We start from the raw sequence: 14,391 nt of genomic DNA on the forward strand, positions 1-14,391 counted from the left end.
CTAAGTCAACACTTACTGGACGATCTTCGATGCCGGTGCAATCATGCGGCGCAACAGGCCAGTTCCCGTTTTAAGGAGCGTCAAGCGATGCAGGGCGACCCCGAGGTCATCGAGTTCCTGAATGAGCAGCTGACCGCCGAGCTCACGGCGATCAACCAGTACTTCCTGCACGCGAAGCTGCAGGACCACAAGGGCTGGACCAAGCTCGCGAAGTACACGCGTGCGGAGTCCTTCGACGAGATGCGCCACGCCGAGGTGCTCACCGACCGCATCCTGCTCCTGGACGGCCTGCCGAACTACCAGCGGCTGTTCCACGTGCGAGTGGGCCAGAGCGTGACCGAGATGTTCCAGGCCGACCGGGAGGTCGAGGTCGAGGCGATCGACCGGCTGCGCCGGGGCATCGAGGTGATGCGGGCCAAGCACGACATCACGTCGGCCAACGTCTTCGAGGCGATCCTCGCCGACGAGGAGCACCACATCGACTACCTGGAGACCCAGCTCGACCTGATTGAGAAGCTGGGCGAGTCGCTGTACCTGTCGACGGTGATCGAGCAGTCCCAGCCGGACGCCTAGAGCCGGCCCTAGGCCGCTTCCGGAAGCTCCGCGAGTGCCGGTTCGCCCTGGTCGGCCAGGCTTCGGCGGGGGCAGGCGCCGCGGCCGAGCAGCGCCTGGATGCGGCGTACGCAGCCACCGCAGTCGGTGCCGGCCTTGCAGGCGGACGCGATCTGCCGGGGCGTGCACGCACCGGCGTCCGCGTGGCTCTTCACCTGTTCCTCGGTGACACCGAAGCAGCTGCAGACGAACACGCGGTTCACCTCCCGGGCGGGGTACAAGGTCGTGCCGTACCGACGACCGGAGGACCCGACTGATCGGTGAGGCAAACCTAACCTTACCCATCAGGCCAGGTCGGCAAAAGTGGAGGGGGCGCGGATCGCATGTGACCCGCGCCCCATTTCACCGCCCGTAAGGGGCGCGGCCTCACTGGTCCCGGTACATCTCCGCCACCAGGAACGCCAGGTCGAGCGACTGGCTGCGGTTGAGCCGGGGGTCGCAGGCCGTCTCGTAGCGCTGGTGCAGGTCGTCGACGAAGATCTCGTCGCCGCCGCCCACGCACTCGGTGACGTCGTCGCCGGTCAGCTCCACGTGGATGCCGCCCGGGTGGGTGCCGAGCGACTTGTGGACCTCGAAGAAGCCCTTGACCTCGTCGAGCACGTCGTCGAAGCGGCGGGTCTTGTGCCCGGAGGCCGCCTCGTAGGTGTTGCCGTGCATCGGGTCGGTGATCCAGGCGACGGTCGCGCCGGAGGCGGTGACCTTCTCCACCAGCTCGGGGAGCCGGTCGCGGATCTTGTCTGCGCCCATGCGGACGATGAAGGTCAGCCGGCCCGGCTCACGCTCCGGGTCGAGACGCTCGATGTACTGGAGCGCCTCCTCGGCCGCCGTCGTGGGACCGAGCTTGATGCCGATCGGGTTGCGGATCCGCGAGGCGAACTCGATGTGCGCGTGGTCCAGCTGCCGGGTGCGCTCGCCGATCCACACCATGTGCCCGGAGACGTCGTACAGCTGCCCCGTGCGGGAGTCGACACGGGTGAGGGCCGACTCGTAGTCGAGCAGCAGCGCCTCGTGCGAGGAGAAGAACTCGACGGTCTTGAACTCCTCCGGGTCGGTGCCGCAGGCCCGCATGAAGTTCAGCGCGCTGTCGATCTCGCGGGCCAGCTGCTCGTAGCGCTGCCCGGACGGGGACGACTTCACGAAGTCCTGGTTCCAGGCGTGTACCTGGCGCAGGTCGGCGTAGCCGCCGGTGGTGAAGGCGCGCACCAGGTTCAGCGTGGAGGCCGAGGCGTGGTACATGCGCTTGAGCCGCTCGGGGTCCGGGATCCGGGCCTCTTCGGTGAAGTCGAAGCCGTTGACCGAGTCGCCGCGGTAGGTCGGCAGGGTCACGCCGTCGCGGGTCTCGGTCGGCTTGGAGCGCGGCTTGGAGTACTGGCCGGCGATCCGGCCGACCTTCACCACGGGCACGGACGCGGCGTACGTCAGCACGGCGCCCATCTGGAGCAGCGTCTTCAGCTTGTTGCGGATGTGGTCCGCGGACACGCCGTCGAAGGCCTCGGCGCAGTCGCCGCCCTGGAGGAGGAACGCCTCTCCCTTGGCGACGGCCGCCATCCGGGCGCGCAGCTGGTCGCACTCGCCCGCGAAGACGAGCGGCGGATACGACTCGAGGTCCGCGATCACTGCGCGCAGAGCCTCGGTGTCGGGGTACTCGGGCTGCTGCGCCGCGGGCAGGTCTCGCCAGGTGTTGCCAGCGCTCGGGCTGGTCTTAGCGTTCACGGTCACCCCTCAACCCTACGGGGTCCGGACCCGCGGTCCGCGCCTGGCTCGACAGATGAGACGGGACCCCGGTGCGGGCCGCCCCGGCCGGGTTGGTAACCTCACGCGCCTCCAGAGTTTGAATCACAGACAACTCACATACATGTTCATATCGAGCGCATACCGGGGTGGGGTTTTGAGCGCGGATCACCGAAGAGACCGCAAGAAGAAGAGACTGCTCGTCTACGGCGTCGCCTCGGTGGTGGCCGCCGCCGCCACGGCCGGCACCCTGGCCCTGGCCTCGCCGGGCCTCCTGGGCTCGGACGCCGCCGAGGCCGCCGGGCCCCCGGGGGCCCGTCTGCAGACGGAGTTCGAGCAGGCCGCCGAGGAGTTCGACGTCCCGCAGAGCGTGCTGATGGCGGTCTCGTACCGGCAGACGCGCTGGGAGGACCACGACGGGCTGCCGAGCACCACCGGCGCGTACAACGTCATGGGGCTCACGGACGTCGACGCGGACAGCCTGGAGAACAAGGACACCGCCGAGGAGCGCGAGCACCGGCTCGAGCACATGAACCGCAGCGGCGACCCGGTCGTCGAGAAGCACTTCGACGCCGACAAGGCGCTCAAGAGCCTCGACGAGGAGCCCGTCGACACCGAAGACCCGCGGCTGCACACCCTGGACGAGGCGGCCGGCCTCATCGACACGTCGGCCGAGAAGGTGCAGAGCGACACCGGCGAGAGCATCCGGGCGGGCGCCGCGCTGCTGGCCAAGTACCAGAAGGACGCCACCGGCTCGCTGTCCGAGGACCCCGGCGCCTGGTACCCGGCCGTGGCCCGCGCCAGCCAGGCCCCGGACCACAAGGGTGCGCAGCTCTTCGCGCAGCGCGTGTTCGACTCGATCAAGACCGGTGAGAAGCGGGTCACCGCCGACGGCCAGTCCCTCACCCTGCCGGCCGACCCGGCGGTGGAGCCGAAGAAGACGACGGACCTGGAGCTCGCCGCGGCCTCCGCCGCCCCGGCCCCCGAGTGCCCGTCAGGCCTGAACTGCGACTTCCGTCCTGCCGCCTACAAGCAGAACGGCGGCATCGACGACTGGGGCAACTACAACGTCGCGAGCCGCCCCACGGCCGGCCACGAGATCACCTCGATCGTGATCCACGACACGGAGGGCAGCTACGGCAGCGCCCTGGGCGTTTTCCAGAACTCCCTGTCGTACGCCAGCGCCCACTACCTGATCCGCGCCTCCGACGGTCTGGTCACCCAGATGGTCGAGACGAAGAACGAGGCGTGGCACGCGGCCAACAAGACCCTCAACATGCACTCGATCGGCATCGAGCACGAGGGCTACGCGATCAAGGACGGCAGCTGGTACACCGAGCCGCAGTACGAGTCCTCGGCCGCGCTGGTGAAGTACCTGGCCGGCAAGTACGACATCCCGCTGGACCGTGAGCACATCATCGGCCACGACGAGATACCGGGCGTCCTGGACGGCAACGTGAAGTCCCAGCACTGGGACCCGGGCCCGTTCTGGGACTGGAACCACTACATGGGCCTGCTGGGCGCCCCCACCGGCGCCGAGGGCCCGGGCGGCCCGTACAAGGCCGGCCAGGTGATCCGCGTCGTTCCGCCGTTCACCACGGCCAACCAGCCGAAGGTCACCAACGGCGGCTCCGCGGTTCCCAAGCAGCCTGCCAACTTCACGTACCTGTACTCCTCACCGTCCACCGGCTCGGCCACCCTCACCGACCCGTACCTGGGCAGCCAGACCTGGACCGAGGGCTGGAACTGGGGCAACAAGGTCCTGGCCGGCGGCGAGTACGTCGTCGCCGAGGCGCGGCAGGACTGGACGGCCATCTGGTACGGCGGCAAGAAGGCCTGGTTCTACAACCGGGGCGGCCAGTTCGCCACCGCCGTCGGCACACCGGACGTCGTCGCGCCCAAGGCGGGGGCGGGCTCCGTCCCGGTGTATGGGCGCGCCTACCCCGAGGACAGCGCCTACACGGGCACCGGAGTGCCGGTCCAGAGCAAGAACAACGAGTCGCTGACCAAGTACGGCGTCCTCGCCGGTCAGAAGTACGCCCTGGCCGGTGGGGCCATGAAGGGCTCGTACTACAACAGCGGCAACATCGACGGTTCTGGCGAAGGCTCGCGCACGGTGGTCGTGGGCGACACCACCTTCTACCCGATCCGCTACAACCACCGCCTCGGCTATGTACGCGCGGCCGACGTCCAGTTGGTCAAGGGCACCGCACCCGACCCGGGCACCGACCGGTACGACATCCTCGGCCGGGACTCGTCGGGCGTGCTGTGGCAGTACCAGGGCACCGGCAGCGCGTCCTCGCCGTTCTTCGGCCGCTTCCGCATCGGCGGCGGCTGGAACACCTACAACGCGGTGACGACGCTGACGGCGCTGCGTGCGAACGGCACCGGCGACGTGGTGGCCCGCGACAAGAGCGGCGTGCTCTGGTACTACAAGGGCAGCGGCGACATGACGGAGCCCTTCGAGTCCCGCAGCCGGGTCGGCGGCGGCTGGTCGGTCTACGACACGATCACCGGCGCCCGGGACCTCACGGGTGACGGCAGGCCGGACCTCATCGCCCGCGACAAGAGCGGCGTGCTCTGGCTCTACAAGGGCACCGGCACCACCTCCGCGCCCTTCGAGAGCCGGTCCAGGATCGGCGGCGGCTGGTCCGTCTACGACACGATCACCGACACGGGCGACCTCACCGGTGACGGAAAGCCGGACCTGGTCGCCCGCGACAAGAGCGGTGTCCTGTGGCTCTACAAGGGCACCGGTGACGCGTCGGCCGTGTTCGAGGGCCGCATCCGGGTCGGCGGCGGCTGGTACGTCTACGACGTGCTGCGCGGCCCGAGCGACCTGAACCGGGACGGCGTGCCCGACCTCGTCGCCCGCGACAAGGACGGCGTGCTCTGGTTCTACCAGGGCACCGGCAGCGCCTCCGCGCCGTTCAAGGCCCGCGCCAGGGTCGGCGGCGGCTGGAACACGTACAACATGATCGTCTGACGTGACAGTCGGCGCCGCGGGCGTCCCGGATCCCGGGATGTGCCGCGGCGCCGCGCGCGGATGCAGTAGGGTCTGCGGCATGTTCGCGCACTCGACCCAGAACTGGTGGTGGACCGCTCATCCGGCGGCCCGCTGACTGCGCGTGACGTAAGACTTCGCGAAGGCCGCCCGAGGGGCGGCCTTCGGTGTTTCCGCGACCGGGCCCGTCCCTCCCCACCCGGAGTCTCGACGAGAGACCCAGAGGGAGACACCGCCCCATGACCGCGCTGACGGCGCTCGACCGCCTGCTGACCGACTCCCGCCCGTTCGCCCTGCTCCGCCGCCGCGCGCCGGGCCACGATCACGACACCGTGGAGCTGCTGCTCGGCCCGGTGACCGAGCACGACAGACTCGCCGACCTGCCCGACGAGGGGCTGGCCCTCGTCCCGTTCCGGCAGATCCGGGAGCGCGGCTTCGACGTCCGCGACGACGGTACGCCGCTGCTGGTGCTGACCCCCGAGGAGCGGTACGACATCCCGCTCGCCGACGCCCTCGACGGGCTCCCCGCGCACGACGTCCGCGTCGAGGGCGGCGGGTTCGACGTCGGTGACGAGGAGTACGGGCGGATCGTCGGGCGGGTGCTGGACGAGGAGATCGGGCGCGGTGAGGGCGCCAACTTCGTGATCCGGCGGACGTACGAGGGCCGCATCCCCGGTTTCGGACGGGCCGACGCGCTGGCCCTGTTCCGGCGGCTGCTGGCGGGCGAGCGGGGCGCGTACTGGACCTTCGTCGTGCACACCGGGGAGCGCACGCTGGTCGGGGCGAGCCCCGAGGTGCACGTGCGGATGTCCGGCGGCACGGTCGTCATGAACCCGATCAGCGGGACGTACCGCTACCCCGCCGAAGGACCGACCCTCGAGCACCTGCTCCGCTTCCTGGCCGACGGCAAGGAGATCGAGGAGCTGTCGATGGTCGTCGACGAGGAGCTCAAGATGATGTGCACCGTCGGCGACATGGGCGGTGTCGTGGTCGGGCCGCGGCTCAAGGAGATGGCGCACCTCGCCCACACCGAGTACGAACTGCGCGGCCGTTCCTCGCTGGACGTGCGGGAGGTGCTGAAGGAGACGATGTTCGCGGCGACGGTCACCGGCTCGCCGGTGCAGAACGCCTGCCGGGTCATCGAGCGATACGAGCCCCTCGGGCGGGACGGTGTGGGCCGTGGCTACTACGCGGGCGCGCTGGCGCTGCTGGGGCGGGATTCCGCCGGCGCCCAGACCCTCGACTCCCCCATCCTGATCCGTACCGCCGACATCGACGCCGACGGGCGGCTGCGGGTGCCGGTCGGCGCCACGCTGGTGCGCGGCTCGGACCCGGCGGGCGAGGTCGCGGAGACCCACGCCAAGGCGGCCGGGGTGCTGGCGGCGCTGGGCGTACGCCCTTCCCGGCCGCGTGCGGAGGCGGGTCGGCCGAAGCTGGCCGACGACCCTCGGGTGCGGGCGGCGCTGGACGGGCGCCGGGCCTCGCTGGCCCCGTTCTGGCTGCGGATGCAGGAACCGTCCGACGCGCTCACCGGGCACGCCCTGGTCGTCGACGGCGAGGACACCTTCACGGCGATGCTCGCGCACCTGCTGCGCTCCTCGGGGCTCGCGGTGAGCGTGCGGCGGTACGACGAACCGGGCCTGCGCGAGGCGGTGCTCGGGCACGAGGGGCCGGTGGTCCTGGGGCCAGGACCCGGTGACCCGTCGGACCCCGGCGACCCGAAGATGCGCTTCCTGCGCGCCCTGGCCTCCGAGGTGATCCGGGAGCACCGGCACGGCGTCCTCGGGGTCTGCCTCGGGCACGAGCTGATCGCGGCGGAGCTGGGTCTTGACATCGTCCGCAAGGAGGTGCCGTACCAGGGGGCACAGACGGAGATCGACCTCTTCGGGCGGCGCGAGACGGTCGGCTTCTACAACAGCTTCACCGCGCACTGCGACGACGGGACGGCCGCCGAGCTGGCCGCGCACGGCATCGAGGTGAGCCGCGCCGCGAACGGCGAGGTGCACGCGCTGCGCTCCGCGGGGTTCGCCTCGGTGCAGTTCCACCCGGAGTCGGTGCTGACGCTGAACGGTGCCGCGATCGTCCGGGAGCTGGCCGGTCAGCTGCGCGGCACCAGCACGTTCTCCGAGCGGCGGCCCTCCCGGTAGTCGAGGACGTTGCGCGCCGTCGCGTCGACGATCTGGCCGACCGCGTCCTCGGTGTAGTACGCCTGGTGCGAGGTCACCAGGACGTTCGGGAAGGTGACGAGGCGGGCCAGGGTGTCGTCCTCGACGGGTTCCAGGGACTTGTCGAGGAAGAACAGGCCCGCCTCCGCCTCGTAGACGTCCAGGCCCACGCCCGCGAAGCGGCCCGCGCGCAGTTCGCCGACGAGCGCGGCGGTGTCGATCAGCCCGCCGCGGCTGGAGTTGACCAGGATGGCGTCGTCGCGCATCGCCTTGAGGGCGACCGCGTCGATCAGGTGCCGGGTCTCGGCCATCAGCGGGACGTGCAGGGTGATCAGATCGGACCGGGCGAGCAGCTCGTCCTTCGGGACGTAGCGCATGCCGAGTTCCGCGCAGGCGGGGTTCTCGGCGACGTCCCAGCCGAGCAGGCGCATGCCGAATCCGTGGGCGATCCGGGCGAAGGCCTCGCCGATCTTGCCGGTGCCGAGGACGCCGGCGGTGCGGCCGTGCATGTCCCGGCCCATCAGGCCGTGCAGGCGGAAGTCGAAGTCGCGGGTGCGGGTGGAGGCGCGGACGATCCGGCGGTTGACGGCCATGGCCAGGGCCCAGGCGAATTCGGCGACCGAGTACGGCGAGTAGTACGACACCCTCGCCACGGTCAGGCCGAGCCGCTCGGCGGTGTCCAGGTCGATGTTGTTGAAGCCGGTGGAGCGCTGGGCCACCATCCGGGTGCCGCCGGCCGCGAGGATCTCCAGGACGCCCTCGCCGAGGTCGGCGTTGACGGACGTCGAGACGATCTCGTGGCCGGCCGCGATGGGGGCGGTGTCCTCGTTGAGGAAGACGTCCAGGCAGCGGACCTCTTCGGCGTCGCGGAAGGCCCGCTCGATCAGGGGCTGCTCGTCGGCCTGGACGCCGAAGGCCAGGATCTCCATGACCGCTCCCCTTCCGGTGGGCTCCGGGCCGAATATACGACTCCCGGCCCGGAGTCGCCGGTCAGCGGCCGGTCAGCCGAAGAAGACGCCCACCTCCTCCTACAGCTTCGGTCGACGGTCTTCAGCCGGACCGTGGCGTCGGCGATCGGGACGCGGACGATGTCCGTGCCGCGCAGGGCGACCATCTTGCCGAAGTCGAGCCAGCGGTCGAAGGCGCTGGGCGTGCCGCCGCGCTGGACGTGGCCGAGGACGGTGGTGCGGGCCTCCTTGCCGGTGCGCTTCTCGATCTGCTTGGCCAGCCACTCGCCGACCCCGGACAGCCGGACGTGTCCGTAGGAGTCGAGCGACTCGTCCTTGAGCACCATGTCGCCGTCGCGCGGCATCGCGCCCTCTTGGCTCGACGCTGCCTCCGGGTCGTCGTCCGCAAGGTCGTCCTGGAGCACGGCTACGGGTTCACCGGCTTCCAGGACGGCTGGCGTGGCACCTGGAGGGCGACACCGCCCCGTTCGAGAGCCGGGCCGTTCGCGTCATCTGATCCCCCGAGCAGGTGTGCACCTGGGTGACCTCCCGGTTCCGGGCGTCCTACGCCCCGATCGTGGTCGTCGCCGACACTGGCGCCCTACCCGGCGTCCCAGATCGCCAGTGCTCGCCCCCTTTGCCAGGGTGAGTGGTTGGGGCCACTGTCCCGCGTGGGGTCAGGCGTCGTCCAGACCGCGTTCTATCGCGTACCGCACCAGCTCCACCCGGTTGTGCAGCTGGAGCTTGCCCAGGGTGTTCTGGACGTGGTTCTGCACGGTGCGGTGGGAGATCACGAGGCGTTCGGCGATCTGCTTGTAGCTCAGGCCCTTGGCGACCAGGCGCAGTACCTCCGTCTCCCGGTCGGTGAGCCGGGGCGCTCCGGGTTCGTCGGCCCCCGCGGCGGGGGCGGGTTCGGAGGCGAGGCGGCGGTACTCGCCCAGGACCAGGCCGGCCAGTCCCGGCGTGAACACCGGGTCACCGACGGCCGTGCGGCGCACGGCGTCCTGCAACTCCTCGGTGGACGCCGACTTCAGCAGGTAGCCGGTCGCGCCGGACTTCACCGCCTCCAGCACGTCGGCGTGCTCCCCGCTCGCCGAGAGCACGAGGACGCGCAGCTTCGGGTCGGTGCCGACGACCTCCTTGCAGACCTGGACGCCGGGCTTGCCGGGCAGGTTGAGGTCGAGGACGAGGACGTCGGGCGCGGCGGCCCGGGCACGGCGCACCGCCTGGTCCCCGTCGCCCGCGGTGGCGACCACGTCGAAGCCGGACTCGGCCAGGTCCCGGGCGACCGCGTCGCGCCACATCGGGTGGTCGTCGACCACCATGACCTTGATCGGATCGCGTCGTTCACTCATGGTCCGCTGCCTTCCCCCGGGCGGCCCTGCCGCCGGCTTCCTTCGGTGCCCTCAGTTCGACCTCCGTGCCCTGGCCGGGCACCGAGATCAGTTCGGCCGTGCCGCCGAGCTCGCGCAGCCGGCCCCGGATCGACAGGGCCACCCCGAGCCGCCCCTCGCTCTCGGCCTCGGCGAGCCGCCCGTCCGGGATGCCCGGTCCCTCGTCCCGGACGGTGACGATCACCTCGTCGGGCTCGTCCTCGACCAGGATCCAGGCCCGCGCCCGCTCACCGACGTGCACGCGTACGTTGTCCAGGGCGGCCCCCACGGCCGCCGCGAGCTCCCGCGCCGCGGCCGGGGCCAGCGGGACCGGCGCGCCCGGCTCGGCGAGGTGCACGAGGGAGCCCGCGTACGGGGCGAGCAGGGCCCGCAGGTCGACGGGGCCGTCCGGGGCCTCCCGTTCCGGTTCCTCCACCGCCCGGACGACCGCGCCCTCGGCGGTGTCCTCCGAGACGCGGGAGACCGGCACCAGGCCGCCGGAGACCAGGGTGCGCAGCGCCACCTCCTGCTCACCGGCCATCCGGCCCAGCTCGGCCGCCTCGCCGCCGATGACGGCGCCGCGCCGCTGCACCATGGCCAGCACCTGGAGGACGCTGTCGTGGATGTCCCGGGCGAGCCGTTCGCGTTCCCTGGTGGCGGCCTCGATCTCCAGGGCGCGCGCGAGGGTGCGTTCGGAGGCGCGGGCGACTTCGACGACGTAGCCGATGGCGATGGAGGCGACCCAGACGAGGATCACGTTGTGGACGGTGTCGCGGGCGGGGGTGCCGCGTTCGACCAGGTTGGCGACGGCGACCAGGGTGGAGGCGACGGCCGCCCAGCGCCAGCCGCCCTTGATGGCGAAGGCCAGGACGGAGCCGGCGGTCCATATCGACGGCAGGGTGGGGCCGCCGTCCATGACCCGCTCGTGGGCGTCGGCGAAGGGCGTGAGCAGGATGCCGGTGACCGCGATGGTGAGGTCGGCGGCGAGGAAGCGCTTGGTGCAGCCGGCGGCGCCCGCGACCTTGGGCAGGGTGGCGAGGGTCCAGACGAAGAGGACGGCGTAGTAGGCGACGGCGAGCCAGGGGCGGGCGAAGCCGGAGTAGGCGGTGGCGAAGAAGCCGATCGCGTACAGCATGGTCAGCACGCGGTAGCCGGCCAGCGCGCGCCACAGCGGCTGCTCGACCGACATCCGCATGACTCTCTCGCGCCTGGCCATGCTCCCCCCCTCCCCCGGAGACCGGTGTCCCGGGCTAGGACCCGGTCGGGTCCTTCTCCGCCTTATCTGCCTTGTCCGTCTTTTCCGTCTTGTCCGCCTGGGCGAGCGCGGCCTTCGCCGCCTTGCCCGCCTCCTTCTCGGCCTTGGCCGCGTCCGCGAGCTGTCGCTTCATCGCGGTCGCGTACATGTCGACGTACTCCTGGCCGGAGAGCTTCATGATCTCGTACATGACCTCGTCGGTCACCGCGCGGAGCACGAAGCGGTCGTGTTCCATGCCCTGGTAGCGGGAGAAGTCCAGGGGCCGGCCGACGCGGATGCCGGGTCGCATCAGCTTCGGCATCACCTGGCCGGGCGGCTGGATCTTCTCGGTGTCGATCATGGCGACCGGGATCACGGGCGCGCCGCTGGCCAGCGCCACGCGCGCGAGACCGCCCGGCTTGCCGCGGTAGAGGCGGCCGTCCGGGGAGCGCGTGCCCTCGGGGTAGATGCCGAACAGCTCACCGCGCTCCAGGACCTCTATGCCGCTCCTGATGGCGGCCTCGCCGGCGCCGCGCACGCCGGAGCGGTCCACCGGGAGCTGGCCGACGCCCTTGAAGAACGCGGCGGTCAGCCGCCCCTTGACCCCAGGAGTGTTGAAGTACTCGGCCTTGGCGATGAAGGTCACCTTGCGGTCGAGGACGGCGGGCAGGAAGAACGAGTCGGAGAACGACAGGTGGTTGCTCGCCAGAATGGCGGGGCCGTCGGCCGGGATGTGCTCCAGGCCTTCCACCCAGGGCCGGAAGGCGAGCTTCAGCGAACCCCCGACGGTGACCTTCATCGCGCCGTACAACAACCGATTGCCTCCCATGTCTGTGGGTCAGACCCTATCCCGGGGCACCGTCAATGGCCCCGACGGCCCTGGTCGGTGTCAGTGCGGTCGCGTACGGTGAAGTACCCGCAAGTATCTGACGACAGGAGACCGAGACGTGTCGGTCCTGCCCGGAGCCGAGCCGTTCCGCCACGAGGGCGGGGAGACCGGCGTCCTCCTCTGTCACGGTTTCACCGGTTCCCCGCAGTCGCTGCGCCCCTGGGCGCGGTATCTCGCCGCCCGCGACCTGACTGTCGCGCTGCCGCTGCTGCCCGGCCACGGCACCCGCTGGCAGGACATGCAGGTCACCGGCTGGCAGGACTGGTACGCGGAGGTGGACCGCGAGCTGCGCGCCCTGCGCGAGCGCTGCGCGCGGGTCTTCGTGGCCGGTCTGTCGATGGGCGGCGCGCTGGCGCTGCGGCTCGCAGCCAAGCACGGGGACGCGGTCTCCGGCGTCGTGGTCGTCAACCCGGCGAACCGGATGCACGGTGTCGCCCAGCACGCCCTGCCGGTCCTGCGCCATCTGCTGCCGGCGACGAAGGGCATCGCCAGCGACATCGCCAAGCCGCTCGGCTCGGAGCTGGGGTACGACAGGGTGCCGCTGCACGCGGCGCACTCGCTGCGCACGTACTTCCGTCTCGCCGACGGCGACCTGCCGCAGGTGACGCAGCCGCTGCTGTTGCTGCGCAGCCCGCAGGACCACGTGGTGCCGCCGGCCGACTCGGCGCGGATCCTCGGCCGGGTGTCGTCCACGGACGTGACGGAGGTCCTGCTGGAACAGAGCTACCACGTGGCGACGTTGGACCACGATGCGGACCGGATCTTCGCGGAGAGCGTCGCGTTCATCGGCCGGCTCGCGCCCGGTTCCGTCGGGGAACCGGAGCCCGGTCTCGGCAAGGAAGGGACGGCCGCAGGTGGCTGAGCACGACTCCGACCGCGAGGACCGCGAGGAGCGGGAGCGGGAGCACGCCGAGGGGCGGGAGCGCGCGGCGGACCGCGGGCCCGAGGAGCAGGGCGGTGTGCCCGTCGACGAGGACGCCGCCTGGGCCGCGATCGTCGCCGGGTACGGGGACGAGCCGCCGGACCCGCCGGGCGCGAAGCCGTTCAAGTCGGTCGAGGACCTGGCGCTCCTGGAACCCGAGACGAACGACGAGAAGCCCGCGCCGGACCAGTCGTCCTCGGCCCGGCCGCTGGGCAGCTCCGTCGCGTTCGCGCCCGGCGTCGGTCCCCGCGACCACACGCCGCCCGAGCCGTCCGACGACGACCTCGACGAGGACGACGAGGGCCACTTCGTGCCGCCCGAGCCACCGCCGCTGCCCGAGGCGGACCCCACCTCGAAGTTCGCCTGGCTGGGCGTGCTCGGCGGGCCCGTGCTGCTCCTGCTGGCGGTGGTGCTCGGCTGGGACATGACCTGGTGGCTGACGACCCTCAGCATCGGCGGCTTCCTCGGCGGCTTCGCCACGCTGGTCATGCGGATGCGGACGGGCGACGAGGACGACGACGACCCGGGCCGGGGCGCGGTGGTCTAGGACCTGTCCGGGGCGCCGTGGCTCAGGGCGTCGCGGGCACGCGGAGGGCGGTCAGGACCGGGAGGTGGTCCGTGGCCGCCCTCAGGTCCGCCTCGGCGACTCCGGCGAGTCCGAGCGGCACCCCGCAGCCCAGCACCTCGACGTCCTCGGTGACGAAGACGGCGTCGATGCGGCGGTCGGGGGCCGTGGGTGTGAACGTGTACTCGCCGCCCCAGGGCGCGGCGGTCCAGCAGTCCCGCAGCCCGTCGCCGAGGCGCCGGAAGGTGCGGCCGCCGGGGCGCTCGTTCAGGTCGCCGCCCGCGACCGCGTGCGGGACGCCCAGGCCGGCCAGCCGGTCGAGGAGCAGGCCCGCCTGCTCGTGGCGCTCCTCCGCCTCCAGGGACAGGTGGCAGCTCAGGACGCCGAGGCGGGCGCCGCCGAACCGGACCACGGCGGTGGCGAGGCCGCGCCGGTGCCGGCCGGGCGTGAGCGGGAGCAGTACGTCCTCGGTGCGCTCCACGGTGGCCCGCAGGGAACACAGCAGCGCGGGGCCGGCTGCGGGGGCGCCGCCGGAGAGCAGCACCAGGCCGGAGGCGTCGGCGAGCCGGGTGAGCTTCTTGCGCCAGCGGAAGAGGCGGGGGGCCTCCTGGAGGAGGACGAGGTCGGGGGCGCAGGCGGCGATGACGCGGGCGAGGGCGTCGGTGTCGTCGCGCATCGAGCGGATGTTGTAGCTGAGGACGCGGATGACGGCGGAACCGTCGGGTTCGGTACGGGAGTTGGGGAGCGGGGGGAGGGATGTTGCCATGTGGTCAATTTACGGGACCGCGGATTTGGCGCCTGACAGCTCGGGGCGCGGGGTTCGTGGGCGACTGCCGGTTCGTTGTGGCTGGTCGCGCCCGCGGGGCGGGGGGGCCGCCCCAGCGCGCCCCCGCCCCCCCCCGCGGCGCCGCGGGGGGGGGTTTACAAAAAGAGACCACCACACACATGT

General features: G+C 71.6%; 13 protein-coding genes and 1 pseudogene. 6 read left to right on the plus strand and 8 right to left on the minus strand.

Going from position 1 to position 14,391, the window contains the following annotated elements; translation table 11 throughout:
• Positions 1–87: 87 nt before the first annotated feature.
• Positions 88–573, plus strand: a complete 486-nt coding sequence (bfr, locus tag ACFWR9_RS37925; protein WP_383850828.1) for a bacterioferritin — start codon at positions 88–90, stop codon at positions 571–573.
• An 8-nt stretch (positions 574–581) separates the two neighbouring features.
• Here the strand turns inward: bfr and ACFWR9_RS37930 are convergent, their stop codons facing one another.
• Complete coding sequence (locus ACFWR9_RS37930; protein ID WP_307017845.1) at positions 582–815, minus strand: bacterioferritin-associated ferredoxin; 234 nt, start codon at positions 813–815, stop codon at positions 582–584.
• A 163-nt stretch (positions 816–978) separates the two neighbouring features.
• A complete protein-coding gene (locus ACFWR9_RS37935) occupies positions 979–2,331 on the minus strand; it encodes a class II 3-deoxy-7-phosphoheptulonate synthase (protein ID WP_383850831.1) in 1,353 nt (450 codons plus the stop codon).
• A gap of 169 nt (positions 2,332–2,500) precedes the next feature.
• Between ACFWR9_RS37935 and ACFWR9_RS37940 the strand changes: the two genes are divergently transcribed.
• The 3 genes from ACFWR9_RS37940 to ACFWR9_RS37950 all read left to right on the plus strand — a co-directional run bounded on the left by ACFWR9_RS37940 (position 2,501) and on the right by ACFWR9_RS37950 (position 7,494).
• Positions 2,501–5,329, plus strand: coding sequence for an N-acetylmuramoyl-L-alanine amidase (locus ACFWR9_RS37940; RefSeq protein ID WP_383850833.1), 2,829 nt, complete (start codon positions 2,501–2,503; stop codon positions 5,327–5,329).
• 79 nt (positions 5,330–5,408) lie between these two features.
• Positions 5,409–5,465, plus strand: a complete 57-nt coding sequence (locus ACFWR9_RS37945) for a trp operon leader peptide (RefSeq protein ID WP_078516689.1) — start codon at positions 5,409–5,411, stop codon at positions 5,463–5,465.
• 121 nt (positions 5,466–5,586) lie between these two features.
• Entirely contained in the window at positions 5,587–7,494 is a 1,908-nt protein-coding gene (locus ACFWR9_RS37950; RefSeq protein WP_383850836.1) for an anthranilate synthase family protein, read from the plus strand.
• Here ACFWR9_RS37950 and ACFWR9_RS37955 read toward each other — a convergent pair.
• The 5 genes and pseudogenes from ACFWR9_RS37955 to ACFWR9_RS37975 form a co-directional block, all read right to left on the minus strand.
• The gene (locus ACFWR9_RS37955; RefSeq protein ID WP_383850839.1) at positions 7,446–8,441 is read right to left on the minus strand and encodes a 2-hydroxyacid dehydrogenase; all 996 of its coding nucleotides are present in this window, start codon (positions 8,439–8,441) and stop codon (positions 7,446–7,448) included. The two genes, ACFWR9_RS37950 and ACFWR9_RS37955, sit on opposite strands and share 49 nt — an antisense overlap.
• A gap of 72 nt (positions 8,442–8,513) precedes the next feature.
• Positions 8,514–8,833: pseudogene (locus ACFWR9_RS37960) on the minus strand (6-phosphofructokinase); the annotation flags it as partial.
• A gap of 303 nt (positions 8,834–9,136) precedes the next feature.
• Positions 9,137–9,814 carry a response regulator gene (locus ACFWR9_RS37965; RefSeq protein ID WP_383850842.1) on the minus strand — a complete coding sequence of 226 codons (678 nt, stop codon included), beginning with the start codon at positions 9,812–9,814 and terminating at the stop codon, positions 9,137–9,139.
• Positions 9,807–11,048, minus strand: a complete 1,242-nt coding sequence (gene macS / locus ACFWR9_RS37970) for a MacS family sensor histidine kinase (RefSeq protein WP_383850843.1) — start codon at positions 11,046–11,048, stop codon at positions 9,807–9,809. Before macS ends, ACFWR9_RS37965 begins: the two co-directional genes overlap by 8 nt.
• A 34-nt stretch (positions 11,049–11,082) precedes the next feature.
• Positions 11,083–11,865 carry a lysophospholipid acyltransferase family protein gene (locus tag ACFWR9_RS37975; RefSeq protein ID WP_383850856.1) on the minus strand — a complete coding sequence of 261 codons (783 nt, stop codon included), beginning with the start codon at positions 11,863–11,865 and terminating at the stop codon, positions 11,083–11,085.
• 148 nt (positions 11,866–12,013) lie between these two features.
• Here ACFWR9_RS37975 and ACFWR9_RS37980 point away from each other — a divergent pair, with 148 nt between their 5' ends.
• Both ACFWR9_RS37980 and ACFWR9_RS37985 read left to right on the plus strand, forming a co-directional pair.
• On the plus strand, positions 12,014–12,817 hold the full coding sequence (locus tag ACFWR9_RS37980) for an alpha/beta hydrolase (RefSeq protein ID WP_383850846.1): 804 nt from the start codon (positions 12,014–12,016) through the stop codon (positions 12,815–12,817).
• Complete coding sequence (locus ACFWR9_RS37985; RefSeq protein ID WP_383850848.1) at positions 12,810–13,424, plus strand: hypothetical protein; 615 nt, start codon at positions 12,810–12,812, stop codon at positions 13,422–13,424. The genes ACFWR9_RS37980 and ACFWR9_RS37985 overlap by 8 nt, the downstream gene beginning before the upstream one ends.
• A gap of 22 nt (positions 13,425–13,446) precedes the next feature.
• Here the strand turns inward: ACFWR9_RS37985 and ACFWR9_RS37990 are convergent, their stop codons facing one another.
• Positions 13,447–14,208, minus strand: a complete 762-nt coding sequence (locus ACFWR9_RS37990) for an endonuclease/exonuclease/phosphatase family protein (protein ID WP_383850851.1) — start codon at positions 14,206–14,208, stop codon at positions 13,447–13,449.
• Positions 14,209–14,391 lie beyond the last annotated feature (183 nt).

The organism is Streptomyces sp. NPDC058534, assembly GCF_042717365.1.
GTDB lineage: Bacteria > Actinomycetota > Actinomycetes > Streptomycetales > Streptomycetaceae > Streptomyces.

What these genes read in the sequence shown, in the direction of transcription:
- ACFWR9_RS37950 (WP_383850836.1), top strand. Translation starts at nt 5,587, where the DNA reads ATGACCGCGCTGACGGCGCTCGACCGCCTGCTGACCGACTCCCGCCCG.
- ACFWR9_RS37955 (WP_383850839.1), bottom strand. Translation starts at nt 8,441, where the DNA reads ATGGAGATCCTGGCCTTCGGCGTCCAGGCCGACGAGCAGCCCCTGATC.
- macS (WP_383850843.1), bottom strand. Translation starts at nt 11,048, where the DNA reads ATGGCCAGGCGCGAGAGAGTCATGCGGATGTCGGTCGAGCAGCCGCTG.
- ACFWR9_RS37990 (WP_383850851.1), bottom strand. Translation starts at nt 14,208, where the DNA reads ATGGCAACATCCCTCCCCCCGCTCCCCAACTCCCGTACCGAACCCGAC.
- ACFWR9_RS37975 (WP_383850856.1), bottom strand. Translation starts at nt 11,865, where the DNA reads ATGAAGGTCACCGTCGGGGGTTCGCTGAAGCTCGCCTTCCGGCCCTGG.
- ACFWR9_RS37965 (WP_383850842.1), bottom strand. Translation starts at nt 9,814, where the DNA reads ATGAGTGAACGACGCGATCCGATCAAGGTCATGGTGGTCGACGACCAC.
- bfr (WP_383850828.1), top strand. Translation starts at nt 88, where the DNA reads ATGCAGGGCGACCCCGAGGTCATCGAGTTCCTGAATGAGCAGCTGACC.